Source organism: Pantoea sp. EEL5 (assembly GCF_049892805.1).
GTDB classification, from domain to species: Bacteria; Pseudomonadota; Gammaproteobacteria; order Enterobacterales; family Enterobacteriaceae; genus Pantoea; species Pantoea ananatis.
Genome location: NZ_JBNDNJ010000001.1, coordinates 1381257 through 1405169 on the forward strand (window position 1 = coordinate 1381257; position 23913 = coordinate 1405169).

The following is a 23913-nucleotide window of genomic DNA, read 5'->3' on the forward strand; positions in this document are numbered from 1 at the left end:
ATAACTATCAGTTTTGGTAAAAAAAACGGCGCTTATGATAGCCGATCGTTAACGATAAAACGCGTGAATTTTACACGAGAATAATAATCATTCAAAAAATGGTTAGTTAAGTTAATGATTTTTCAGTCACGACTGGCGGCTGCGTTATCCCACGATAGCGCCTCAAGCATTATTTATCAGTAACTTAAATGAAAACCCGATAAAAAGTACACATTGTTAATAAAAATTTGCAGCAAAGTTAACAAAATCCAGCTTAAATAGTTGCCAGTTACCTGGCAATGTCATTAAGTTTGGGAAATGGAAAAAAATATCCTTTTCAATCAGCGCATTCGCTTGCGTCATTTACATGCCTTTGTTGCCGTTGCGCAGCAGGGAACGCTGGGGCGTGCAGCCGAGACGTTAAGTCTTAGCCAGCCTGCACTCTCTAAAACCCTTAACGAACTCGAGGAACTGACGGGCGTCAGGCTGTTCGAACGCGGCCGACTGGGCGCACAGCTCACCACCATGGGAGAGCAGTTTCTGACGCATGCGGTAAAGGTGCTGGATGCACTAAACCATGCCGGTCAGAGTTTTAACGAACAGATCAACGAGCGTCCTGCCGTGATTCGGCTTGGCGCGCTTACGACTGCCGCGATGGGCATGTTGCCACAGATTCTCGATCGCTTTCATCAACTGCGTCCTAACACCACCATTCAGGTTGCCACGTTGCACAACAATGTCTTGCTGGCCGGACTGCGCGCGGGCGAATTTGATATCGGCATTGGTCGTATGGCTGATAAAGAGATGATGACCGGCTTAACCTATGAACTGCTGTTCCTCGAATCATTAAAACTGGTTGTCAGGCCGGAACATCCCCTGTTAAGTGACAACGTCACCTTATCCCGCGCCATGCAGTGGCCGGTAGTGATTTCCCCCGAAGGAACGGCTCCGCGCCGCCTGGCCCAGCAGATGCTTGACGAGCAGGGCTGCTGTTTACCGCCACATTGCGTTGAAACCTCTTCCACCTCGCTGGCCCGCCAACTGGCGCTACGCTATGACTACATCTGGTTTGTGCCTTCAGGCGCCATTAAAGAAGATCTCAGTCACAACGCCGTCTTCTCGCTGCCCATTACCTCTCCAGGCCCTGGCGAGCCGGTCGGTATTATCACCCGGACCGGCGATACCTTAAGCCTGAGCGCTGAGGTTCTGATGAGTACTATTCGTAAATTTCACAGTTAGCGACTGCGTTTTGCATGTCGCTCCCAGTTGTCCTGACGCGCTTTCTCGGTCTTGCGTAATCCGACGTAAAGCGCGCCCGCCCCGCCGTGCTGCTTTTGCGCCACACAGAAGGTCTGCACCTCATCCAGCTCCCGTAGCCAACGATCCAGATAACTTCGTACGATGTTGGCGTGGGATTCACTGTCGCGCCCTTTACCGTGAATGATAAGCAGGTTGCGAAACCCGGCTTGCCGCACCTCACGAATGAAATTAAACAGGTTCTGGCGACAGACCTCTACAGGCTGACGCAGTAAGTTAAGGCTGGCGTCCAGCGTATACTGTCCCTTGCGTAGCTTATCTAACACGCCCTGCTGAATGCCCTCTGCTTTGTATTCCAGAGGCTGATCCAGCGGGATAATATCCAGATAACCGCGCGTTAAGATGTTTTCATCTTCCTGTTCTGGCGGCAGTTGACGTGCTTTTTTACTGGCGGAGAGAGGATTCCACCGCGTGTTGTCCGCATCTCTGAGTGGCGTAACGTCATTCATCGCGTCACGGAACAGATTGTCATCGTCAAGGTTCATCGCTCGCCCCTGTAAAATGATATGACGCAAAATAGTGCTTAACCCGAATAGTAGCAAAATCGGGAAAGTCTGCGCTAACCCCGTTTTTAACCCTTATTCCCGGTCTTAAGATAAAGAAAGATCCTGTCTGAAATCATAAAACCGTAAACATATATTGACGGCCGTTACACTTTGACATCAAGAAAGCCAGTAATAACAGCCTTCAGCGAAGTGTAACAGACCACACTTTTTGTATGCCTAAAAACTGCTCGGATGAGTTCCTTTGCGAGCGAAAAATGGTAAAATTGACCGCAGTCAATTATCGTCGAGCAAACCACTATGTTCCCTGAAAAACGTATACAGTCAGGCGGTTGTGCGATTCACTGCCAGGATTGCAGCATTAGCCAGTTATGCATCCCTTTCACACTGAACGAACATGAGCTTGATCAGCTAGATAACATTATTGAGCGAAAGAAACCCATTCAGAAAGGTCATACGCTGTTTAAAGCCGGTGACGACCTCCGCTCCCTTTATGCTATCCGTTCCGGCACGATCAAAAGCTATACCATCACTGAACAGGGCGATGAACAAATTACCGGGTTCCATCTGGCGGGTGATCTGGTCGGTTTTGACGCCATCATGAATGCCAGCCATCCAAGCTTTGCCCAGGCGCTGGAAACGGCGATGGTCTGTGAAATCCCCTTTGATACGCTGGATGATTTATCGGGCAAAATGCCGGCCCTGCGTCAGCAGATGATGCGTCTGATGAGCGGCGAAATCAAAGGCGATCAGGATATGATCCTGTTGCTGTCCAAGAAGAACGCTGAAGAGCGGCTGGCGGCCTTTATCTGGAACTTATCCCGCCGTTACGGTCAGCGGGGGTTCTCACAGCGTGAGTTCCGTTTGACCATGACGCGTGGCGACATCGGCAACTATCTGGGATTAACCGTTGAAACCATTAGCCGTTTGCTGGGGCGTTTTCAGAAATCAGGCATGCTGGCGGTGAAAGGGAAATACATCACTATTGAGAACCACGCCATGCTGGAAGGTCTGGCGGGCCAGAGCCATCAGGCAGCCTGATGGTTAAGCCGGGTTAATAAATGTTATTTTATTGATCCGGCTACATCTTTTTCACTTTCTTACTGCGTTGAACATAGGCTATCTTTAATCCAGTCGCTTTGGTTTAAGGAGAGTAGCCTATGTCCCAGTATCAAAATATTCTGGTCGCCATCGATCCTCAACAGGATGACCAGCCCGCGCTGCGACGTGCGGTATATCTCAACCAGCTTATCGGCGGCAAAATCAAAGCTTTTCTGCCTATCTACGACTTCTCATATGAGATGACCACCCTGCTCTCACCGGATGAGCGCACCTCAATGCGTCAGGGCGTGATCTCTCAGCGCTCAGAGTGGATACGCGAACAGGCCCAGGCCTATCTGGATGCAGGCGTGGATATCGATATCAAAGTGATCTGGCATAACCGTCCTTACGAAGCCATCATTCAGGAAGTGCTGGCTCATCAGCATGATTTGGTGCTTAAGATGGCGCACCAGCACGATCGGCTGGAAGCGGTGATCTTTACGCCGACGGACTGGCATCTGTTGCGTAAATGTCCTTGTCCGGTATGGATGGTCAAAGATCAGCCCTGGCCCGAAGGTGGCAAAGCCCTGGTGGCGGTTAACCTCGCCAGCGAAGAACCTCACCACGATGCCCTGAATCAGAAACTTATTCGTGAAACCGTTAAACTGGCAGAAAGCGTAAACCATACCGAAGTTCATCTGGTGGGCGCCTATCCCATCACACCGATCAATATTGCCATTGAACTGCCCGACTTTGATCCCAGTGTGTACAACGACGCGATTCGTGGCCAGCACCTGGTGGCGATGAAAGCGCTACGGCAGAAGTTCTCTATCAGTGAAGAATTCACTCATGTCGAGAAAGGTTTACCGGAAGAAGTCATACCCGAACTTTCAGGGCATCTGGGCGCGGGGATTGTGGTACTAGGCACTATTGGCCGAACCGGACTGTCGGCCGCTTTCCTGGGCAACACGGCGGAACAGGTGATCGATCACCTGCGCTGCGATCTGCTGGCGATAAAACCGGATGACTTTGTTTCGCCGATTACGCTTGAAGAGGATGACGAGCACGACTAATCAGGCGAGGTTCGCAACAAGGGCGACACATTGTGTCGCCCTTGTTTATTACAGCGCTTTAAGAATATTTTCCACGCTGGCTTTGGCATCACCAAACAGCATTTGGGTGTTTTCTTTGAAGAACAGCGGGTTTTGCACACCGGCATAGCCGGTATTCATTGACCGCTTAAACACAATCACGTTTTGCGCCTTCCACACTTCCAGCACCGGCATACCGGCTATCGGGCTGCCGGGATCGTCCTGAGCGGCGGGATTGACCGTATCGTTGGCACCGATCACCAGCACCGTATCCGTGTCGCTGAAGTCATCGTTAATTTCGTCCATCTCCAGTACCACGTCATAAGGCACTTTTGCCTCAGCCAGCAGGACGTTCATATGGCCGGGTAAACGCCCAGCGACCGGATGAATACCGAAGCGTACCTTGATGCCACGGGCGCGCAGTTTTTCGGTGATCTCGGCCACCGGATACTGTGCCTGTGCCACCGCCATCCCGTAGCCGGGCGTGATAATGACGCTCGTGGATGACTTCAGCATTTCTGCGGTGTCTTCCGCACTGATCTCGCGGTGTTCGCCAGCCTCTTCGCTGTCCGTTACCGCGCTGCTGTCGCTGCCAAAGCCGCCGGCAATGACGCTGATAAACGAACGGTTCATCGCCTTACACATAATGTAGGAGAGGATGGCACCCGATGACCCCACCAGCGCGCCGGTTACGATAAGCAGATCGTTGCTGAGCATGAAGCCTGCCGCCGCCGCCGCCCAGCCTGAATAGGAGTTCAGCATAGAAACGACGACCGGCATGTCTGCCCCGCCGATGGAGGCAACCAGATGCCAGCCGAAAGCCAGTGCAATGACCATCATGACAAACAGGGCAAATCCCTGCGCGCCGCTACTGTCTGTGTTGACGAACCACAGCAACAGCAGGAATGACACGATCAGCGCCAGCAAATTCAGCTTATGCCGGTGAGGCAACATCAGCGGTCTGGACGACAGTTTCCCGCACAGCTTACCGAACGCAACCAGCGATCCTGTAAAGGTGACCGCACCAATAAAGATACCGATAAACACTTCGCTGAGATGGATATTTTCCATGACTGCGGGCAGTCCGGGGGCATGATCGATATAGCTGTTGATCCCCACCAATACCGCAGCCAGCCCGACAAAGCTGTGCAGAATGGCAACCAGCTCGGGCATTTCTGTCATTTCAACCCGTCTGGCTAACCGGATGCCGATGGCCCCGCCGATCACCATGGCCAGCAAAATCCAGACGACATTGCTACTATCGGGACCAAAAATGGAGGCGATGAGCGCAATTGCCATGCCGCTGATGCCAAAGAGATTCCCTTGTCTTGAGCTTTCATGTTTAGAAAGCCCGGCAAGGCTCATAATAAAAAGTATTGCGGCAACAATGTATGCTACTGTCACTAATCCGCCAGACATGTGTTACCCCTTACGAAACATTTTCAGCATGCGCTGCGTGACGGTGAAGCCACCGAAAATATTGATGCTGGCGATCAATACGGCAATAAAAGACAGGAAGCTGACCCAACCGCCATGTCCCATTTGCAGCACAGCGCCTACCACGATAATGCCGGAAATGGCATTGGTGACAGACATCAGCGGTGTATGCAACGCATGGCTCACGTTCCACACCACGTAGTAACCCACTACGCAGGCGAGCGCGAAGACGGTGAAATGTGACAGGAATTCACGGGGTGCGACGTTCGCCAGGCAGGCAAAAAGCACGATGGCCAGCGCCAGCAGCAGATAGCTGCGTCGTGGCGATCCCGTCGCAACCTCACTCTTTTTCTGCACCGGTGCAGACGTGGTTGTGGCTTTAGGTGCAGCCGAGACCTGAATCGGTGGCGCAGGCCAGGTCACCTCGCCATCGCGCACGACGGTAACGCCACGGATGACAACATCGGCGAAATCGATAGCAATTTCACCGTTTTTCTCTTTGCACAGCAACTTCATCAGATTAACGAGGTTAGTGCCGTAAAGTTGTGAAGACTGGGTGGGTAAACGGCTCGGTAAATCGGTGTAGCCAATGATTTTCACGCCGTTGGCGGTGACGGTAACCTGATCGGCAACCGTCAGCGCACAGTTGCCGCCGGTTTGCGCCGCGAGGTCCACAATAACGCTGCCCGGCTTCATGCTGGCCACCATCTCTTCGGTGATGAGCGTTGGTGCGGGTTTTCCCGGAATCAGCGCCGTGGTGACGATGATATCGACCTCTTGCGCCTGCTGAGCAAACAGCGCCATTTCAGCTTGAATAAAGGCATCGGACATCACTTTGGCGTACCCATCGCCGCTGCCCGCGTCCTCTGCAAAATCGAGTTCAAGGAATTCCGCGCCCATACTCTGGACCTGCTCTTTGACCTCAGGACGCGTATCAAAAGCGCGCACAATGGCGCCAAGGCTGCCGGCTGCACCAATCGCCGCCAGGCCAGCCACGCCGGCACCAATGACCATGACTTTTGCCGGTGGCACTTTACCCGCCGCGGTGATCTGCCCGGTAAAGAAGCGGCCAAACTCATGTGCGGCCTCGACGATCGCACGATAACCGGCAATGTTCGCCATGGAACTGAGCGCGTCGAGCGACTGGGCGCGGGAAATACGGGGAACGGCGTCCATGGCCATCACCGTGACATGTCGCGCGGCGAGCTTTGCAAGCAGTTCGGGATGCTGAGCGGGCCAGATAAAGCTCACCAGCGTGCTGCCCTCGCGGGTCAGACCTGTCTCGTCATCATCGGGTGCGTTCACCTTCAGCACGATATCGGCCTGCCAGACCTGCTGGCGGTCAGTCAGCGAGGCACCCGCGGCAAGATAGCTGTCATCATCAAAGCTGGCGCGCTTACCTGCATCATGCTCTACAGCCACGCTGAAACCCAGCTTGATTAGCTGTTCAACGGTCTTGGGCGTTGCAGCCACACGTGACTCGTTAGCCAATCGCTCTTTGGGTATTCCAATTAACATAGTTTTCCCTTTCATCGATTAAAGGAGGATGATCCTTGCGGTACACATTGCCGTGCCGATACCAACCATCAGGCAATGTGATAAAAAGCAATAACCTAATCGTTTCTAAAGCTACTGAAATTGTTACGGACGATCTACTGCACAGGCGCAGTTATGTCACATTCGCCGTAATATCCAGCCGGAGTGACACAATTCCGCATAACCTCACTGTATAGGGACATTAGCAGCAAACAATCTGCTGACTGTTGCGCGCTTCACCCTGATATTCCTTTTAAAAAAAGCTAAAATTAACAATGCATTAACTATTTTCGTACTGTTATCACAGCGCATTTCATCTTATTGTCTTAAGCGTAAGGCAAAATCGCGCGGCGCGCGGTCAGGATTGAATAATCTGGCTCACAACAAGAGATATATCGCAAAAAATGGCTGCGACAGCGTGTTTATAACATGTAATAATCAGCGGCTAATCTGTTATACATCAAGAGTCCAGCACGTTTTCGTACTCATTTTGCGTAAGGCGAAGGATCATTTTTATGAAGCTGAAGAACACTATTCTGGCATCTACCCTGTTATCTCTGCTGGCGGCAAATGCATTTGCGGCTAAAGAGCTGACGCCAGAACAAGCGGCCGCGTTGAAGCCATTCGAACGTATTAATATCACCGGTCGTTTCAATGCAATTGGCGATGCGGCCGATGCCGTTTCAAAACGTGCTGATGAACTGAATGCAGATTCTTATTACATTCAAGGCATTAACGACAGCAACGGTAACAGCGGCAACTGGCGCGTGACCGCAGACCTGTACAAGGCCAACGCGCCTAAAGCCAGTCAGGAAACTGAATACCGGATGTTCAATGGCCTGAAAGAGCTGCCCAAGGCAGAGGCTTATCGCCTGGAACCCTTCGATACCGTGACCGTCAACGGCTTCTTCCCGAGCCAGCCTGATGTGAATGACGCGATCTCCAAAGCCGCAAAAGAAAAAGGCGCAGCCTCCTTCTTTATCGTGCGTCAGGTTGATGCCAATACCGGCGGCAACCAGTTCATTACCGCGTACATCTATAAGGCCGATGCGAAACAGCGCGTGGTGCAGAGTCCGGACACCATCCCGGCAGACTCTCAGGCGGGCAAAGCAGCGCTGGCGGCAGGCGGTGCAGCCGCTAAGAAAGTGGAAATCCCCGGCGTCGCCTCTTCAGAAACCCCTAGCAACACGGTAGGCCGCTTCTTTGAAACGCAGAGCTCAACCGGTAAACGCTATACGGTGACCTTGCCGGACGGCAAAGAGATCCAGGAAGTGAATGCGGTCACGGCAGCACAGATGCAGCCGTTTGATACCGTAACCTTTAGCGGACATTTTGGTACGCCAACCGAGGTTTCACAGGAAACCGCGAAACGCGCTGCCGAGAAAGGGGCTAAATTCTACCATGTGACGCGTCAGTGGCAGAACCAGAGCGGTGGCAACCTGACCGTGACAGCCGATCTGTTCAAATAAAATACCGCAGGGCGGCGCCCGCCGCCCTGTTGTCTGTTTGCATAATTCCTGCCCGATTTTGCATAGCCACGCATTGCCATCCTTCACCGCACTCCGTAAAATCCTCCGCCTGTTTTTCAGAGTATTTAACGCGCTATACGTAACACAATGACGATATAACGTTGTGTTTATGCTGGTCATCCAGCCACTTATGCTAGCAGGAAGAACGTTTTGGAGAAAAAATTAGGCCTCAGTGCCCTGACAGCGCTGGTTCTCAGCTCTATGCTGGGCGCAGGTGTTTTCAGCTTGCCGCAAAATATGGCGGCGGTCGCCGGTCCGGCGGCGCTGTTGATCGGCTGGCTGATCACGGGCGCGGGGATTATCTTCCTCTCGCTGGCGATGCTGTTACTGACGCGGCTGAAACCTGAACTGGACGGCGGGATTTTTACCTATGCCCGCGCCGGATTTGGCGAACTGACCGGATTTTGTTCCGCGTGGGGTTACTGGCTGTGTGCGGTTATCGCTAACGTCTCCTACCTGGTTATCGTTTTTTCTGCGCTGAGCTTCTTTACGGATACGCCTGATCGGATCATTTTTGGCAACGGTAACACCTGGCAGGCGATGCTGGGCGCATCGGTGCTGCTGTGGCTGGTTCACTGGCTGGTGCTGCGCGGGGTGCAAACCGCTGCCAGCATCAACCTGCTGGCAACCCTTGGCAAACTGGTTCCACTGTTGCTGTTTGTTGTGCTGGCCGTACTGGCCTTCAATTATGACCGGTTTCACTTCGATTTTTCCGGACTCAGTTTGGGCGTCCCCTTGTGGGAACAGGTCAAGCAGACCATGCTGATCACGCTGTGGGTGTTTATCGGCGTGGAAGGCGCGGTGGTTGTATCCTCTCGTGCAAAGCATAAAAAGGATGTCGGACGCGCGACGCTGTTGGCGGTGCTGGCTGCCCTGCTGGTCTATTTGCTGGTGACGCTGCTGTCACTGGGCATCGTTCCCCGTGCGGAGCTGGCGGAAATGCGGAATCCTTCCATGGCGGGCCTGATGACGCGCCTGACGGGGAGCTGGGGTAACGCCATTATTGTGGTGGGCCTGATTATTTCCGTGTGCGGGGCTTACCTGAGCTGGACGATCATGGCGGCTGAAGTGCCCTTTATTGCCGCACAGCAGGGTGCGTTTCCACGCAGTATTGCCCGGCAGAACGCCCGCAACGCGCCTGCCGCCTCGTTATGGCTGACAAACGGCAGTATTCAGGTTTGCTTGATCCTCATTGCCCTGACCGGCGCAGATTACAACACGCTGCTCATCATTGCCTCTGAAATGATTCTGGTGCCCTATCTGCTGGTCGGACTTTATCTGATTAAAGTGGTGAAAGGACAGCAAAAACCTTGGGCGCTTGCCGTCGGTGTGGGCGCCAGCCTGTATGGCATCTGGCTGTTGTATGCGTCAGGCCCGCTGCATCTGTTTACGTCAGTGGTGCTCTATGCGCCGGGTATTTTACTGTTTATTTTTGCGCGCCGTCGCGGGCATGAGGTGGCATTGAAGCCGGTCGAACGGGTTGCCATGATGCTGATCGTGGCGGCAACCCTTCCTGCGATGTGGGAACTGCTTGCCTAGTGCGCCTGATCCAGTACGACACACAGCAGGTCATCCTGCTGTGTCAGTGCTACAGGCTTAGGGTATTCTTCATGAATAGCCTCAAGCTGCTTGTCTGACAGCGGGTACGGAAGCTGAATATCGAAGCGGGAAATGTGTTGCTGCTCGGCAAGCGTGATCAAACGGGCTATGTTGATTTCATCGCTGACCTGCGTTGAAATGATTTGTAATGCTAATTCTTTAAGCTGATCTTCACTCGCCTGTAAGCTGTGCGCAGATTTGCGTGTCACCATGCCAAATATAGGCAGTACGCCGTAGATTGCATCCACAAAGCTCCATCGTTTTTTACAGGATGCCGACAGGAAATCACTGTAATTAAAGCAGATGCGATCGCGGTATACCGCTGATGCCAGCTCTTTATCAAACACTTTGGCTCCTCAAGGTGATCACAATGAATCCGGAACACACGTTAAACGCAGGGTTAATGACTGTCTATTTTGCGGAATATATCCCAGTTACTCAAGGATATTTCGTGTGATTGCATAGAGCTCTGCGTCAGGAAAAGTTATGCTTTACCCCTCCTTTTTACGTTAGAAAGCATCATGCACAAAATCGTTTACGTTGAAGATGAACCGGAAGTGGGCTCGCTGATTGCCGCTTACCTTGGACGACATGATATTGAAGTGATTGTGGAGACGCGCGGCGATCGGGCGGAAGCCACTATTGTCGAGCAGCAGCCCGACCTGGTCATGCTGGATATCATGCTGCCAGGCAAAGACGGTATGTCAATCTGTCGTGACTTACGCGCGAACTGGCAGGGACCGATTGTCCTGCTCACGTCTCTCGACAGCGACATGAACCATATTCTGGCGCTGGAGATGGGCGCCCAGGATTATATCCTGAAAACGGCGCCCCCTGCGGTGTTGCTGGCCCGACTGCGCCTGCATCTGCGCCAGTCCCAGCAGGGCCAGAGCGAAGAAGCCCCGACGCCAGCGAAAAACAATCGCATGTTACGCTTTGGCTCTCTGACGATTGATGCGCTCAATCGTCAGGTCGTGCTGTTTGACGAAAACATTGCCCTGTCTACCGCAGATTTCGATTTGCTCTGGGTGCTGGCGAGCCATGCCGGGCAAATTCTGAACCGTGACGCGCTACTAAAAACGCTGCGCGGCGTCAGCTACGACGGGATGGATCGCAGCATTGACGTGGCGATTTCGCGCCTGCGCAAAAAGCTGCACGACAGCGCCACCGAGCCATTTCGTATTAAAACCATCCGTAATAAAGGCTATCTGTTTGCGCCACAGGCCTGGGACACGCGTTCGGTATGAAAAAACTTTTTATTCAGTTCTACCTGCTGCTGTTTGTCTGTTTCCTGGTGATGTCGCTAATGGTCGGGCTGGTTTACAAATTTACCGCCGAGCGTGCCGGTCGCCAGTCAATGAACGACCTGATGGCCAGTTCGCTCTATCTGATCCGCAGCGAACTGCGTGAGATCCCGCCACGGGACTGGAATAAGACGATTAAGAGTCTCGATCTCGGCTTGTCGTTTGAGCTGCATATTGAGCCAATGAGTAAGTTTGAACTGGATGAAAATGAACTGCGCCGGCTGCGCGCAGGCGAAATCGTGGCGCTGGATGATAAATACACTTTCCTGCAGCACATTCCCCGCAGCCACTACGTTCTGACCGTTGGGCCAATCCCTTACCTGTTTTATCTGCACCAGATGCGCCTGCTGGATATGGCCCTGGTGGTGTTTATCGGGATGTCGCTGGGGTTGCCGGTTTTTATCTGGCTACGTCCGCACTGGAAAGAGATGCTGCGGCTGGAGCACGCGGCTCAGCGTTTTGGTCAGGGACAGCTTGATGTCCGCACGCACTTCGACAGCACCTCTAGCCTGTTCAGGGTCGGCGTGGCTTTTAACCAAATGGCGGAAAACATTAATACGCTGGTCGCCAGTAAAAAACAGCTGATTGACGGCATCGCCCACGAACTGCGAACGCCGCTGGTACGTTTGCGCTATCGTCTGGAGATGAGCGACAATCTGACCGAAGCGGAGTCAGCGGCATTGAACCGCGATGTCAGCCAGTTAGAAAGCCTGATTGAAGAGCTGCTGACCTATGCCCGTCTCGATCGGCCCCGCGTCGATCTTAATTTGCAGTCGCTGGATCTGGCGAACTGGTTACGTGAGCGCATGGAAGATTTCCGGGCGATAAACCCGGAGACACAGATCGATCTTGATTTACCCCAGCGTGAAAACTACGGGATTTCAGATACCCGACTGATGGAGCGCGTACTGGATAACCTGGTCAATAACGCACTGCGTTATGCCGGTCAGCGCCTGCGGGTTAGCCTGTGGTTTGATGGTGCGCTGGGGAACCTGCAGGTCGAAGATGATGGCCCGGGCATTCCCCTTGATGAACGTGAACGCGTATTTGAACCTTTTGTACGACTCGACCCAAGCCGTGACCGCGCCACCGGGGGCTGTGGGCTTGGCCTTGCCATCGTTCACTCTATTGCCCATGCATTAAGTGGCAGGGTTTCTATTGAAACCAGCCCGCTTGGCGGGGCCAGCGTTCGCTTTTGCTGGCCGCTGGATCTTCCCTTTCGGGAACTGCCACGACGTTAACTCATTCAGGAGCATTATGTGACTTCAGCTTATCAACAACTTTGTGCCACTTTTCAGCGCCTGTCGCGTTTCAGCCACGTCAGCGCCATCGCCGGATGGGATATGCAGACCACGATGCCACCAGGCGGCAGTGCTGCGCGGGGTGAAGCGCTGGCGGAGATGAGTGTTTTGCAGCACCAGATCCTGACAGACAAGCGCCTGGGTGACTGGCTTGAGCAGGCAGAACAGCAATCTCTCAATGATGTAGAGCGCGCCAACCTGCTCGAGATGCGTCGCGCCTGGACCCAGGCGACCTTACTGCCTGCCGAACTGGTCGAAGCAAAATCCATTGCGGGTTCGCGCTGTGAACATGCCTGGCGCAGCCAGCGTCCCGCCAATGACTGGCAGGGCTTTGCCACAAATTTGAAAGAGGTGGTGCGCTTAAGTCGTGAGGAAGCGCAACTGCGCGCGCAAGCCAATGGCTGTTCCCGGTACGATGCCCTGCTCGATGTTTTTGAGCCGGGGATGACCAGCGCCCGACTGGATGAGACGTTTGGACAGTTAAAAACCTGGCTACCGGCGCTGTTGCAACAGGTGGTGGAAAAACAGGCGCAAGAACCCAAGTTAACCCCTCAGGGGCCATTCCCCATCGAGGCGCAGCGCGAGCTGGGGCTGAGCATTATGGCCGAGCTGGGCTTTGATTTTAACCATGGTCGGCTGGATATCAGTGCGCATCCTTTCTGCGGCGGCGTCCCCGACGATGTGCGCATCACCACCCGTTACAATCAGGATGAATTTCTGAGTGCCATGATGGGCGTGATCCATGAAACCGGCCATGCCCGTTACGAGCAAAACCTGCCCAAACAGTGGCGGGGCCAGCCGGTGGCACTGGCGCGCTCCACCGCCATTCATGAATCACAAAGTCTGTTTATGGAAATGCAGTTGGGCCGCAGCGCGCAGTTCCTGCAACGCATCCTGCCGCAGGTGATCGCTAAGATGGGGGCGCAACCGGCACTGCAGGCTGATAACTTTGTGCGTTTAGCTCAGCAGGTAAAACCCGGATTGATTCGCGTGGATGCCGACGAGCTGAGCTATCCGGCCCACGTGATTCTGCGTTATGAAATTGAACGTGCGCTCATCGAAGGTGAGATTGAGGTCGAGGATATCCCCGCACTCTGGGATGAGAAAATGCAGCAGTCTCTGGGCATCGATACGCGCGGGAATTACCGCAACGGCTGCATGCAGGATATTCACTGGACCGATGGCGCGTTCGGCTATTTCCCGACCTATACGTTGGGCGCGATGTACGCGGCTCAGTTGTTCCAGGCTTTGCAAAAAGCGATTCCACAGTCGGCAGAGCTGATTTTGCATGGCGAACTGCAGCCCGTTTTTGACTGGCTACAACAGAATATCTGGCAACACGGCAGCCGTTTCTCTACCGATCAGCTGATGCTTAATGCCACGGGAGAGGCGCTGAACCCGGACTATTTCCGCAAACATCTTGAGCAGCGTTACCTGAACAGTTAAGGTAGCAGGCGGTCTGAAGGCCGCCTTTCACTTCCCCCCGCCCACTTTGTACAATCGGTTACACGGCGATACCAATGACCCACGGACGCGCCTGTTATTTTCTCATATAGTCATTTCACCGGCCCCGCAGTGGGCTACACATGAAAAAATAGTCCGAGGGTTTTGCAATGAAAAAATTATTTGCACTGGTAATCGCCGCTGCCATGGGTCTGTCTTCAGTTGCTTTCGCTGCCGAGACAACTGCTGCTCCAGCCGCTGCTGCTACCACTACTACTACCGCTGCACCTGCTAAGACCGAACACAAAGCTGCCGCTCACAAGAAGCACCATAAAGCTGCACAGAAAGCTCAGGCTGCTAAGAAAAAAGCAGTGAAGAAAGACACCGCGCAGAAAGCTCAGGCGGCTAAAAAGAAAGTCGCTAAGAAAGATACCGCTCAGAAAGCGCAGGCCGCTAAAAAGCATCACAAAGCTAAACCAGCCCAGAAAGCCCAGGCTGCTAAGAAACACCACAAAGCTAAACCAGCCCAGAAAGCTCAGGCTGCTAAAAAACACCACAAAGCTAAAGCAGCCCAGAAAGCCCAGGCCGCTAAAAAACACCACAAAGCTAAACCAGCTCAGAAAGCCCAGGCTGCTAAAAAGCACCACAAAAAAGCCGCTAAAAAATAAGGTCACCCTTTAGGGTTCCGAGTAAGCGTTAATAATTAAAACACCCGGTTCTGCCGGGTGTTTCTTTACTGGAGTGGCTAATATGGTCCGTCGCTATCGCTTCGAAATTATTCTGATTGTGATGATCTTATGTGGCGTTATCGCGGCCAGTTTTTTTATTTAGTCGCTGTCGCGTACTGATTAACTGAAAAGACTCCCTTTTTTACCGCTCACTGACTATAGTTATGTCACTTCAGTAATAACAAAAACGTTTTCTTTTTCTCGCTATTGAGAGTTCTATGCGCCTGGCTACCCTGTTAATCGTTGGACTTTTCAGTTTCACCGCCGTTGTTCATGCCGATGATAATGATGATTCACCGACGCCTGCCGAAATAAAAATGCTGTTTTTTGGTAAGGATCATCGTCAGGCGATTACCGACGTCAGCGACGCGCCCTGGGATGCGATAGGTCAACTGGAAACCGAAAGTGGTAACCTGTGCACCGCAACGCTTATTTCACCACATCTGGCACTGACCGCAGGCCACTGTTTACTGACGCCACCGGGCAAGTTTGATAAACCGGTCGCGCTGCGCTTTATGTCGACCAAAAAAGGCTGGCGCTACGAGATCCACGACATTGATGCCCGCGTTGAACCTTCTCTGGTCCACAGGCTAAAAGCCGATGGCGAAGGATGGATCGTCCCCAGCAGCGCAGCACCGTTCGACTATGGTCTGGTTATTTTACGTAATCCCCCTTCTGCCATTACGCCGATTCCGCTGTTTGATGGTTCACGCAGTGATTTAACGGACGCGCTTAAAGAAGCCGGACGTAAAGTGACTCAGGCTGGCTACCCTGCCGATCATCTTGACAGCCTGTATTCACACAGCGACTGCCTGATCACCGGCTGGGCGCAGCGTGCCGTGTTATCGCACCAGTGTGATACGCTGCCGGGTGACAGCGGTTCGCCGCTACTGTTGAAAGGCGATAAAGGCTGGCAGCTGATTGCCGTGCAGAGTTCGGCACCTGCCGCAAAAGATCGCTATCTTGCGGATAACCGGGCGATTGCCGTGACCTCCTTTAAAGACCGGCTTGAAGCGCTGGCCCAGTAGGTTGCCTGAGGGGTTACACGATCTGAACACATAAAAAAGCCCGCATCCATCAAGGTGCGGGCTTTTTTTTACGCGAGCTGTCTCGGCAACTAGCCTGCGATTTGCTCCATCGCCTGCAGGATGCGTTTATCCGAGATCGGATAAGGCGTTCCCAGCTGTTGCGCAAACTGGCTGATTCGTAGCTCTTCAATCATCCAGCGGATATGCTGCACGTCCGCGTCATCCTGACGCTGCGGCGGCAATTTATTCCACCATGCCTGCCTCGCTTGCTCGACGGCCTGCACTTTGAGCATTCGGGCGCGATCGCTATGAGGATCGACCGGCAACTTCTCCAGCCGTCGCTCAATGCCGTGCAGATAACGCAGCGTATCTGCCAGATGCTGCCAGCCATTCTGGGTGACAAAACCCCGGTAAACCAGGCCGTTCATCTGCGCTTTGATATCCGCCAGTGCCAGCGCCAGCGTCATATCTACCCGCCCTTTCAGACGTTTGTTAATCGAAAATACCGCTGTCAGAATCTGCTCAACCTGCTTTGCGATCTCTACCACGGTATCATTGAGTTCGGCGCGCACTTTTTCCCTTAGCGCTTCAAACTGCGTTTGCTCCCATGCCGGGCCACCGGCTTCCGCGATTAACTTGTCAACGCCGCAGGCAATGCAGTCATCAATCAGCTCCATGACCTTGCCGTAAGGGTTAAAATACAGCCCCAGCTTGGCTTTGTTCGGCAACTTTTCATGCAGATACTTCACGGGGGACGGAATATTCAGCAACAACAGGCGGCGCTGACCGCGCCACATCATTTTCTGCTGCTCGTGCTCGCTGTCAAACAAGCGGATGCCCACGCTGTCCTTCTCGTCAACCAGAGCAGGCCAGGCTTTTACCTCATAGCTGCCGCGTTTTTGCTGGTAACTGCGCGGTAAATCGCCGAAGCTCCAGAGGTGCAAACCGCTCTGCTCCAGGCCATCGTCCGCCACGTTAGAGAGCGTTTCCTGCACCTTTCCTTTTAACAGGCGTTTCAGCCCAGCAAGATCTTTGCCTTCCTGAAGTTTGCGGTTGTGCTCATCGACAACCCGAAACGTCATTTTCAGATGATCGGGCACCTGTTCCCACTGCCAGTTGTCTCGCTCCAGCGTCACGCCGGTCATGCGGCGGAATTCCCGCGACAGCGCATCCAGCAATGGCATCTCCATGGCGGTAACACGGCCCAGAAACGCCTCAGCATAGTTGGGTGCAGGCACCAGGTTGCGGCGCAGTGGCTTTGGTAACGATTTGATGAGGGCGATGATCAGCTCGCGCCGCACGCCGGGGATCTGCCATTCAAAACCCGCTTCCTCCACCTGGTTAAGCAGCGGTAAAGGTATATGGACCGTCACGCCATCGGCATCCGCACCGGGTTCAAACTGATAACTCAGCTTGAGTTTAAGGTTTCCCTGATGCCAGACGTTGGGATAGTCGAGCTGGCTGACCTTATCCGCGCCCTCTTTGATCAGCATCTGCTTATCAAAGTTCAGCAGTTCAGCATTGGTTTTGCTGGCCTGCTTCCACCACGTGTCAAAATGGCGGGCTGAAACGACATCCTTGCCCACGCGCCGATCGTAGAAAGCAAACAGCGTTTCATCATCCACGAGAATATCGCGGCGACGGGATTTATGTTCCAGATCTTCGACTTCGCTGCGCAGTTTCTGGTTAGCGCGGAAAAACGCATGACGCGTCTGCCAGTCGCCCTCAACCAGCGCATGGCGAATAAACAGCTCGCGGCTGAGCGTGGGATCGATGGTGCCGTAATTCACCTTGCGCGCAGCCACAATCGGCAAACCGTACAGGGTAACCTTTTCGGTGGCCATCACCGCGCCCTGCGATTTCTCCCAGTGCGGTTCGCTGTAGCTGCGTTTGATCAGGTGCTGCGCCAGCGGCTCAATCCACTCGGGATCGATGCGCGCCGCCATGCGGCCCCACAGCCGGCTGGTTTCCACCAGTTCAGCGACCATTGTCCATTTAGGCGGCTTTTTAAACAGTCCAGAGCCGGGAAAGATAGCAAAACGGGCGTTGCGTGCGCCGGTAAACTCTTGTTTATCGGCGTCTTTCTGACCGATATGTGACAGTAAGCCGGTCAGCAAGGCACAGTGAATCTCTCTGTACTCCGCTGGCTCGCTGTTAACGGGAATGCCCAGTTCGCGCACCACCTGACGGAGCTGAGTATAGATATCCTGCCATTCGCGCACGCGCAGATAGTTTAAATAGTCTGTTTTACACTGACGGCGGAACAGGTTACCGGACAGCGCTTTCTGCTGTTCGCCCAGGTAGTTCCACAGGTTCACAAATGCCACAAAATCTGACTCTTTATCCGCAAAGCGTCGGTGTTTTTCATCCGAGGCCTGCTTTTTGTCGGCGGGACGTTCGCGCGGGTCCTGAATCGATAAGCCGGCAGCGATGATCATCACTTCCCGCACGCAGCCGTACTGCTGTGCTGCCAGCACCATGCGCGCCAGGCGCGGATCGACAGGCAACTGCGCCAGCTGGCGGCCGGAGCCGGTGAGTGAGTAATGTCCGTCGTCATTGAGGGTTAATGCCCCCAGCTCCTCCAGGAGCCTTACGCCATCCTGAATGTGACGTTTATCCGGTGCTTCCACGAACGGGAAGGCCGCGATATCGCCCAGCCCCAGCGCGGTCATCTGCAGAATAACCGAGGCCAGATTGGTACGCAGGATTTCAGGATCGGTAAAGGCAGGACGGCTCAGGAAATCGTCTTCGGCATAGAGCCGTATGCAGATCCCTTCCGACACGCGCCCGCAACGTCCTTTACGCTGATTCGCGGAGGCCTGCGAAATCGGCTCTATCGGCAGGCGCTGCACTTTCGTGCGATAGCTGTAGCGGCTGATACGCGCCGTGCCGGGATCGATAACGTATTTGATGCCCGGTACGGTCAGCGACGTTTCGGCGACGTTGGTTGCCAGCACGATACGCCGCCCGCTGTGCGACTGAAATACCCGGTTCTGCTCGCTGTTAGACAGACGGGCATAGAGCGGCAACACTTCGGTATGGGGCAGATCGCGCTTCATCAGCGCGTCGGCGGTATCGCGAATTTCGCGCTCACCGCTCATAAAAATCAGGATGTCGCCCCGGCCTTCACGCCCCAGCTCATCGACCGCGTCGAAGATGGCCTGAAGTTGATCGCGGTCAACATCCTCCGCCTCTTCCACCACCGGACGGTAGCGCACTTCTACCGGATAGGTGCGGCCCGACACCTCAATCACCGGCGCGTTGTTGAAATGACGAGAGAAGCGCTGGGGATCGATGGTTGCTGACGTAATAATCACTTTCAGATCGGGACGACGCGGCAGTAACTCCCGCAGGTAGCCCAGCAGGAAGTCGATATTTAGGCTGCGTTCATGAGCCTCATCAATGATGATGGTGTCATACTGCATTAGCATGCGGTCCTGCTGGATTTCCGCCAGCAGAATTCCGTCTGTCATGAGTTTAATCTGGGTCGTTTCGCTGACCTGATCGTTAAACCGCACTTTGTAACCCACACAGCCACCGAGCGAAGTTTCCAGCTCGTCGGCGATGCGGTTGGCAACGGTACGTGCCGCCAGCCGACGCGGCTGAGTGTGACCAATTAAGCCGGTAATACCGCGACCCAGCGTCAGGCAAATTTTGGGCAACTGGGTGGTTTTGCCCGATCCGGTTTCACCCGCGACGATAACCACCTGGTGTTCACGAATCGCCTCTGCGATGACCTGCTGCTTCTGGCTGACTGGCAGATTTTCCGGAAACGTGATGCGCGGCGTCGCCGCAACACGTTGTGCAACGCGGCGCTCTGCAACAATGATATCCTGCTCAAGCTCGGCGGCGATGCTTTGCTGAGCGTCGGGATTTTTGATTTTTTTGGCGCCATGTAACCGACGCTGCAAGCGTTGACGGTCACGCAGCATTAACGCATCAAGCCGCGACCAGAGCGGCGTTAATGGGGATGAAACCGGAGAAGACATAGTAGTGACGTACCTTACTCAGACGGTGTGGATTCAGCGTACAGTGCTAAGATAACCCGCTGATTAACGCTAATAATTGCGCCTAGCATAGCACATTCCCTTTTACGCCGTGATGGTTGGCAAAACCGGCTTGTTCAATTAATTCGAATATAGCTCTCGAAATATTGCGCTTTCACCCTAAGGCCGATGTTTGTAAAGTGTAAACCATTGAGCGGAAAGCCTTCCGCATAACAGACAGGAAACTACTATGAGCAAAGTACTCGTTCTGAAATCAAGCATTCTTGCGGGTTATTCTCAGTCAAGCCAGCTGGCAGACTTCTATATCGAGCAGGCACAGGCTAAGGGCGACCAGATCACCGTGCGCGATCTGGCTGCTAACCCGGTTCCGGTACTGGACGGTGAGTTAGTTGGCGCACTGCGCCCTTCTGATGCGCCACTGTCACCGCGTCAGCAGGAAGCGCTGGCACTGTCTGATGAACTGATTGCTGAGCTGCAGGCGCACGACGTTATCGTCATGGCGGCCCCAATGTACAACTTCAACATCCCGACTCAGCTGAAGAACTATTTCGACCTGATCGCGCGTGCTGGCGTGACCTTCCGTTATACCGAAGCGGGCCCGGAAGGTCTGGTGAAAGGTAAACGTGCGGTGATTCTGTCGAGCCGTGGTGGCATTCATAAAGACAGCCCTTCTGACCTGCTGACCCCTTACGTCAAGCTGTTCCTGGGCTTTATCGGCATCACCGACGTTGAGTTCGTGTTGGCTGAAGGCATCGCTTACGGCCCGGAAGTAGCCACGAAAGCAACCAGCGAAGCCAAAGACGCGATTAAGCAGATTGCTACTGCGTGATAATGCTGTTTGACGCGGAACCGGGCATCAGCCCGGTTTTTTTATGCCTGCATCGCCCTGCTCAATAGGGCTATTTATGCAACCACTGCCCGTTAATGCCCTGAACGTATTCCCCCGTCCCCGCCCGCGTGACCAGCTTTTGTCCAGCGATGCGGGCCACCTCATCGGTTTTCAGGTTGTTCTGCCCGGCAAGACGCTGGTACTCTGCGCGCCGTCCGTCATTGATGCGTTTAACCAGTGCGAGGGTTTCGCTGTCGTCTGATCGAGGGGCAATATAACCGGACAGGGTTTCGCCGACCCGGCCCGACTGACGGGCCTCATCAAGCGTCAGAGCCCAGGCCGGCTGGCTCATCGTCGTCGCCAGTAAAAGTGCAAGACCAATGCGTTTCATGCTGGCTCTCCTCAGAACAGGCCGCTCTGGTTTTTCAGTAAGGCTTCGACATCCTTGTCCACTTTAATGTGGATCTCATGCTCAATTTTCACATTCATATTAATAGTAATGGGGTCTTTTGGCGCCGCCACTTCGATGCGTGGCACACAACCCATCAGCGGTAGCCAGGCTACCATCAGCAGTAAGGCCCTGAGGCTCATGGTGATTGATCCTTTTTTGACGGCAAGGTGGCATTTTGCTCCACCCAGGATTGCAAATTATCGCCAAAGCGCAGGCTGCGCCACAGCTGGAACAGGTTTTCCTGATGACGATAATTTAAATTAACGGTCTGATTACGATTACTGAAGCGGCTGGTGCCTTTTACCTGGGCTTCCATCGTCAGTTCCCCGAGATTGTCCAGATTAAGCGTGGCCCATGACCGCGAAATCTCCATGTAGCGCAGCCAGTCCATCGCCGCACCGGCGGCGACATTGTTGCGGGTAATGGCATCGGCCATATCTTTATCCATACGGAAAGTCAGCGGCCCGCTGTTGGCAATCCAGCCATTTTCAATAATCCAGTGGGGATTACTGATCCACAGCGGTAACTCGCCATTCACGTTTCCAGACATGGCAAACTGTTTAGGTTTAATGGCGCTGACGAGCTTGCTGAGGCTTATGTCACGGAGCGAAACGCGCGCCGGGCTGTGCTGAGGCAGGCGCAGGGATGGCAGGGTAATGTGTCCGCCCAGTAGATCCATACTGACATCCTGTAACCACAGCGGATCGTTTTCACGCCAGGGATAAGCGCCCTGCAGGTCGGCCCGAATGTTCTGCATCGCAAACTGATTTTTAATCTCGGCGATACGTAACGAAACCGGCCCGCGTAACCCGAAATGCCACTGTTGATTTTGCAGTCGGAATGGCAGCGAAAAATCCACCCCGTTGACCTGGCTGTCCGGCGTCCAGACGCTGCCGTTTTTCACCGTCCAGTGACCGCCAGCCTGAAAGCCCTGTCTGGCGGCGGCAGAAAAAGCCACCTGAGCGCGTAACTCACCTGACTGAATCTTCATTTTAAGTTCAGGGCTGAGGAGCGGCTGGAATACCGTCAGCGACTGCGTTGGCCACCAGGCCTGTCCGCGTAAACGCTCGCCGTCCCATCGGCCGTTAACACGTACCGGCCCCACCTTGCTCGCGTTCAGCTGTCCGCCCCAGACGAAATGCCCGGGATCGCTGCCCGTCGCACCGAAGTCCAGCGTTGAGGCCGCCAGCCTGCCCCCGTAGCTGAAGCGCGTTTCTCCTGCCTGCATCTTGAATTGGCCGGTAAATGACGGGTGGTGCGCATCACGCTGCCAGTTCACCGGCGCCGTGAGCGTTAAGCGCGGCTTCTCTACCCGAACGCTGCCGTATTCCAGCTGATTGAAACCTGTAGACAGGCTATCCAGATGAATCAGCGTATCGCGCCAGCCGCCCGTGCCATTGACGTCCCACTTTGCCTGTAAGGGACGCATTTCTCCCTCGCCCCAGTAACGCCAGTTCCAGACGCCTGAATCCGGCCAGAAGTTATGCGCGCCGCCATCCAGGTGCAGCGTAAAGCGGCCAAAGCTGGGATCGTGAGCGCGGAGAATGGCCTGCAGGCGTCCGGAGATGCCTTGCGAAGATAAGCGCACGCCGGCCAGCGGCCAGCGCGCTTCATCGACTTCCAGCGTGGAGAGCAAACGCCCGCGCAGGCGCAAAAGTGCTTTGGGTTTTATCGTCAGTTGCGGATTGAGCAACGAGCCGTTCAGCTCGCCGGGAATGCTGCCGTAAAGCTGCATCGCCGCGAATTTGCTTTCGCCCGTCAGTTGCAAAGGCAGCTGGCTTTGCGTAAGGCTGAGGTGACCCGGCCCCATCCCCAGCACCACGTTACCTTTACCGCCCCGGCCCTGCGTGAGCATATTGAGACGACCGACGATTTGGGTCGCCTCCAGCCCGTCCTGCCAGTTATTCAGCGTCAGATTGACGAAACCCGACAGCGGCTGCGAGGCCAGTGGCCAGTAATATTCACCTTTTTCGATATCAATACGGGTTCGGCTGGCCTGCCAGGGAAGATGGAGTAAAGGACGATCGCTGCCCCCCGTGGTGACATTAAGCAGACCACGTTGATGCGCCCAACTGAGCGCAGCGTCCACAGGTTGCGGGAATGCCGCCAGCGCCAGCGTGCCGGTAATTTCACCGTTCACCGGCAAGCCGTTGGCATATTTGGGCAGTTCGAAGTGGCCATTAAGGCTGAGCGGTTCGGGTAAAGCGGGATGCGTCACCGTCAGTTGACTAATATTGAGCTGCTGTCCTTGTAATGTGGCGTCGAGCTGCAGGTTATCACCGCGGTAGTGTAACTGCTGTCGCGATTTATCCAGCGTCAGATCCAGCCCGCCAGCATAATCCTGCCAGGGGGAAACGGTCAGTTTACCAATGTGAATGTCGGCGCCCGGCAACATTGCCTGCCACTGGGCCAGAGTTTTGGGCGCGGCCGTATCGTTTTGCGTTTCAGGTAGCTGTTGCAGACATTCAGTTTCCAGCGTGACCTGATCCGCATTGAGCGCCCAGCGCGCGTGATGCCAACCCAGCGCGGCGTTTTTGAAACTCGCCAGACGACAGTCATCCGCCAGGTAATGGATGTTGGGAAACAGCACCTGCGCGTTCCGCCAGCGTGGCGCGCCCTCCAGCTCGACGCGCGTACCTGCAGGCAGCCAAATGCCCACCAGGCGCGGCAGCCACTGTGTGATCGTCAGTAGTAATCCCAGCAGCAATAAAATCAGCGCCAGAACAGCGGCGAGACGTCGACGGAAAATCCGCGGCATGAAAACAAGCATCCTTTTTTTCTCACTATCCT

General features: G+C 54.3%; 19 protein-coding genes. 11 read left to right on the forward strand and 8 right to left on the reverse strand.

What is annotated here, in order from left to right; all coding sequences use genetic code 11:
* Window positions 1-297: 297 nt before the first annotated feature.
* Window positions 298-1218, forward strand: coding sequence for a LysR substrate-binding domain-containing protein (locus ACPXSQ_RS06610; RefSeq protein ID WP_013025867.1), 921 nt, complete (start codon window positions 298-300; stop codon window positions 1216-1218).
* Here the strand turns inward: ACPXSQ_RS06610 and smrA are convergent.
* Window positions 1215-1781 carry a DNA endonuclease SmrA gene (smrA, locus tag ACPXSQ_RS06615; RefSeq protein WP_014593778.1) on the reverse strand — a complete coding sequence of 189 codons (567 nt, stop codon included), beginning with the start codon at window positions 1779-1781 and terminating at the stop codon, window positions 1215-1217. The two genes, ACPXSQ_RS06610 and smrA, sit on opposite strands and share 4 nt — an antisense overlap.
* Window positions 1782-2099: 318 nt before the next feature.
* Here smrA and ACPXSQ_RS06620 point away from each other — a divergent pair, with 318 nt between their 5' ends.
* Window positions 2100-2840, forward strand: coding sequence for an FNR family transcription factor (locus ACPXSQ_RS06620; RefSeq protein WP_013025869.1), 741 nt, complete (start codon window positions 2100-2102; stop codon window positions 2838-2840).
* Between the two features lie 119 nt (window positions 2841-2959).
* The gene (gene uspE, locus ACPXSQ_RS06625; protein WP_013025870.1) at window positions 2960-3913 is read left to right on the forward strand and encodes a universal stress protein UspE; all 954 of its coding nucleotides are present in this window, start codon (window positions 2960-2962) and stop codon (window positions 3911-3913) included.
* A gap of 48 nt (window positions 3914-3961) precedes the next feature.
* Here uspE and pntB read toward each other — a convergent pair whose 3' ends face one another.
* Entirely contained in the window at window positions 3962-5350 is a 1389-nt protein-coding gene (gene pntB, locus ACPXSQ_RS06630) for a Re/Si-specific NAD(P)(+) transhydrogenase subunit beta (protein WP_426143199.1), read from the reverse strand.
* A gap of 3 nt (window positions 5351-5353) precedes the next feature.
* Window positions 5354-6886, reverse strand: a complete 1533-nt coding sequence (gene pntA, locus ACPXSQ_RS06635; protein WP_028715180.1) for a Re/Si-specific NAD(P)(+) transhydrogenase subunit alpha — start codon at window positions 6884-6886, stop codon at window positions 5354-5356.
* A gap of 533 nt (window positions 6887-7419) precedes the next feature.
* Here pntA and ydgH point away from each other — a divergent pair.
* A complete protein-coding gene (ydgH, locus tag ACPXSQ_RS06640) occupies window positions 7420-8373 on the forward strand; it encodes a DUF1471 family protein YdgH (protein ID WP_013025873.1) in 954 nt (317 codons plus the stop codon).
* Window positions 8374-8583: 210 nt separating this feature from the next.
* Complete coding sequence (locus ACPXSQ_RS06645; RefSeq protein ID WP_105076981.1) at window positions 8584-9972, forward strand: basic amino acid/polyamine antiporter; 1389 nt, start codon at window positions 8584-8586, stop codon at window positions 9970-9972.
* Here the strand turns inward: ACPXSQ_RS06645 and ACPXSQ_RS06650 are convergent.
* On the reverse strand, window positions 9969-10379 hold the full coding sequence (locus ACPXSQ_RS06650; protein ID WP_013025875.1) for a hypothetical protein: 411 nt from the start codon (window positions 10377-10379) through the stop codon (window positions 9969-9971). The two genes, ACPXSQ_RS06645 and ACPXSQ_RS06650, sit on opposite strands and share 4 nt — an antisense overlap.
* Before the next feature lie 174 nt (window positions 10380-10553).
* Here ACPXSQ_RS06650 and rstA point away from each other — a divergent pair, with 174 nt between their 5' ends.
* The 5 genes from rstA to ACPXSQ_RS06675 all read left to right on the forward strand — a co-directional run bounded on the left by rstA (window position 10554) and on the right by ACPXSQ_RS06675 (window position 15836).
* A complete protein-coding gene (gene rstA, locus ACPXSQ_RS06655; RefSeq protein ID WP_022623195.1) occupies window positions 10554-11279 on the forward strand; it encodes a two-component system response regulator RstA in 726 nt (241 codons plus the stop codon).
* Window positions 11276-12577, forward strand: a complete 1302-nt coding sequence (gene rstB, locus ACPXSQ_RS06660) for a two-component system sensor histidine kinase RstB (protein ID WP_013025877.1) — start codon at window positions 11276-11278, stop codon at window positions 12575-12577. The genes rstA and rstB overlap by 4 nt, the downstream gene beginning before the upstream one ends.
* Window positions 12578-12595: 18 nt before the next feature.
* Window positions 12596-14083 carry a carboxypeptidase M32 gene (locus ACPXSQ_RS06665; RefSeq protein ID WP_013025878.1) on the forward strand — a complete coding sequence of 496 codons (1488 nt, stop codon included), beginning with the start codon at window positions 12596-12598 and terminating at the stop codon, window positions 14081-14083.
* A 167-nt stretch (window positions 14084-14250) separates the two neighbouring features.
* Window positions 14251-14748 (forward strand): acid resistance repetitive basic protein Asr, encoded by a 498-nt coding sequence (asr, locus tag ACPXSQ_RS06670; protein WP_013025879.1) that lies wholly within the window; start codon window positions 14251-14253, stop codon window positions 14746-14748.
* Between the two features lie 278 nt (window positions 14749-15026).
* Window positions 15027-15836: a trypsin-like serine peptidase gene (locus ACPXSQ_RS06675; RefSeq protein ID WP_013025882.1), complete on the forward strand. Its 810-nt coding sequence runs from the start codon at window positions 15027-15029 to the stop codon at window positions 15834-15836.
* An 89-nt stretch (window positions 15837-15925) separates the two neighbouring features.
* Here the strand turns inward: ACPXSQ_RS06675 and hrpA are convergent, their stop codons facing one another.
* Window positions 15926-19825, reverse strand: a complete 3900-nt coding sequence (hrpA, locus tag ACPXSQ_RS06680) for an ATP-dependent RNA helicase HrpA (RefSeq protein WP_116219754.1) — start codon at window positions 19823-19825, stop codon at window positions 15926-15928.
* A 247-nt stretch (window positions 19826-20072) separates the two neighbouring features.
* On the opposite strand from hrpA, the gene azoR reads away from it, so the two are divergent.
* Window positions 20073-20672 carry an FMN-dependent NADH-azoreductase gene (gene azoR / locus ACPXSQ_RS06685; RefSeq protein WP_013025884.1) on the forward strand — a complete coding sequence of 200 codons (600 nt, stop codon included), beginning with the start codon at window positions 20073-20075 and terminating at the stop codon, window positions 20670-20672.
* Window positions 20673-20742: 70 nt separating this feature from the next.
* On the opposite strand, the gene ACPXSQ_RS06690 is transcribed toward azoR, so the two are convergent.
* The 3 genes from ACPXSQ_RS06690 to ACPXSQ_RS06700 are packed head-to-tail and all read right to left on the reverse strand — an operon-like array spanning window position 20743 to window position 23893.
* Window positions 20743-21063, reverse strand: coding sequence for a YdbL family protein (locus ACPXSQ_RS06690; RefSeq protein WP_105079471.1), 321 nt, complete (start codon window positions 21061-21063; stop codon window positions 20743-20745).
* Window positions 21064-21074: 11 nt separating this feature from the next.
* A complete protein-coding gene (locus tag ACPXSQ_RS06695) occupies window positions 21075-21263 on the reverse strand; it encodes a YnbE family lipoprotein (protein WP_014605768.1) in 189 nt (62 codons plus the stop codon).
* Entirely contained in the window at window positions 21260-23893 is a 2634-nt protein-coding gene (locus ACPXSQ_RS06700) for a YdbH family protein (protein WP_105079470.1), read from the reverse strand. Before ACPXSQ_RS06700 ends, ACPXSQ_RS06695 begins: the two co-directional genes overlap by 4 nt.
* Window positions 23894-23913 lie beyond the last annotated feature (20 nt).

What these genes read in the sequence shown, in the direction of transcription:
- ACPXSQ_RS06610 (WP_013025867.1), top strand. Translation starts at nt 298, where the DNA reads ATGGAAAAAAATATCCTTTTCAATCAGCGCATTCGCTTGCGTCATTTA.
- smrA (WP_014593778.1), bottom strand. Translation starts at nt 1,781, where the DNA reads ATGAACCTTGACGATGACAATCTGTTCCGTGACGCGATGAATGACGTT.
- ACPXSQ_RS06620 (WP_013025869.1), top strand. Translation starts at nt 2,100, where the DNA reads ATGTTCCCTGAAAAACGTATACAGTCAGGCGGTTGTGCGATTCACTGC.
- uspE (WP_013025870.1), top strand. Translation starts at nt 2,960, where the DNA reads ATGTCCCAGTATCAAAATATTCTGGTCGCCATCGATCCTCAACAGGAT.
- pntB (WP_426143199.1), bottom strand. Translation starts at nt 5,350, where the DNA reads ATGTCTGGCGGATTAGTGACAGTAGCATACATTGTTGCCGCAATACTT.
- pntA (WP_028715180.1), bottom strand. Translation starts at nt 6,886, where the DNA reads ATGTTAATTGGAATACCCAAAGAGCGATTGGCTAACGAGTCACGTGTG.
- ydgH (WP_013025873.1), top strand. Translation starts at nt 7,420, where the DNA reads ATGAAGCTGAAGAACACTATTCTGGCATCTACCCTGTTATCTCTGCTG.
- rstA (WP_022623195.1), top strand. Translation starts at nt 10,554, where the DNA reads ATGCACAAAATCGTTTACGTTGAAGATGAACCGGAAGTGGGCTCGCTG.
- rstB (WP_013025877.1), top strand. Translation starts at nt 11,276, where the DNA reads ATGAAAAAACTTTTTATTCAGTTCTACCTGCTGCTGTTTGTCTGTTTC.
- asr (WP_013025879.1), top strand. Translation starts at nt 14,251, where the DNA reads ATGAAAAAATTATTTGCACTGGTAATCGCCGCTGCCATGGGTCTGTCT.
- ACPXSQ_RS06675 (WP_013025882.1), top strand. Translation starts at nt 15,027, where the DNA reads ATGCGCCTGGCTACCCTGTTAATCGTTGGACTTTTCAGTTTCACCGCC.
- hrpA (WP_116219754.1), bottom strand. Translation starts at nt 19,825, where the DNA reads ATGTCTTCTCCGGTTTCATCCCCATTAACGCCGCTCTGGTCGCGGCTT.
- azoR (WP_013025884.1), top strand. Translation starts at nt 20,073, where the DNA reads ATGAGCAAAGTACTCGTTCTGAAATCAAGCATTCTTGCGGGTTATTCT.
- ACPXSQ_RS06690 (WP_105079471.1), bottom strand. Translation starts at nt 21,063, where the DNA reads ATGAAACGCATTGGTCTTGCACTTTTACTGGCGACGACGATGAGCCAG.
- ACPXSQ_RS06695 (WP_014605768.1), bottom strand. Translation starts at nt 21,263, where the DNA reads ATGAGCCTCAGGGCCTTACTGCTGATGGTAGCCTGGCTACCGCTGATG.
- ACPXSQ_RS06700 (WP_105079470.1), bottom strand. Translation starts at nt 23,893, where the DNA reads ATGCTTGTTTTCATGCCGCGGATTTTCCGTCGACGTCTCGCCGCTGTT.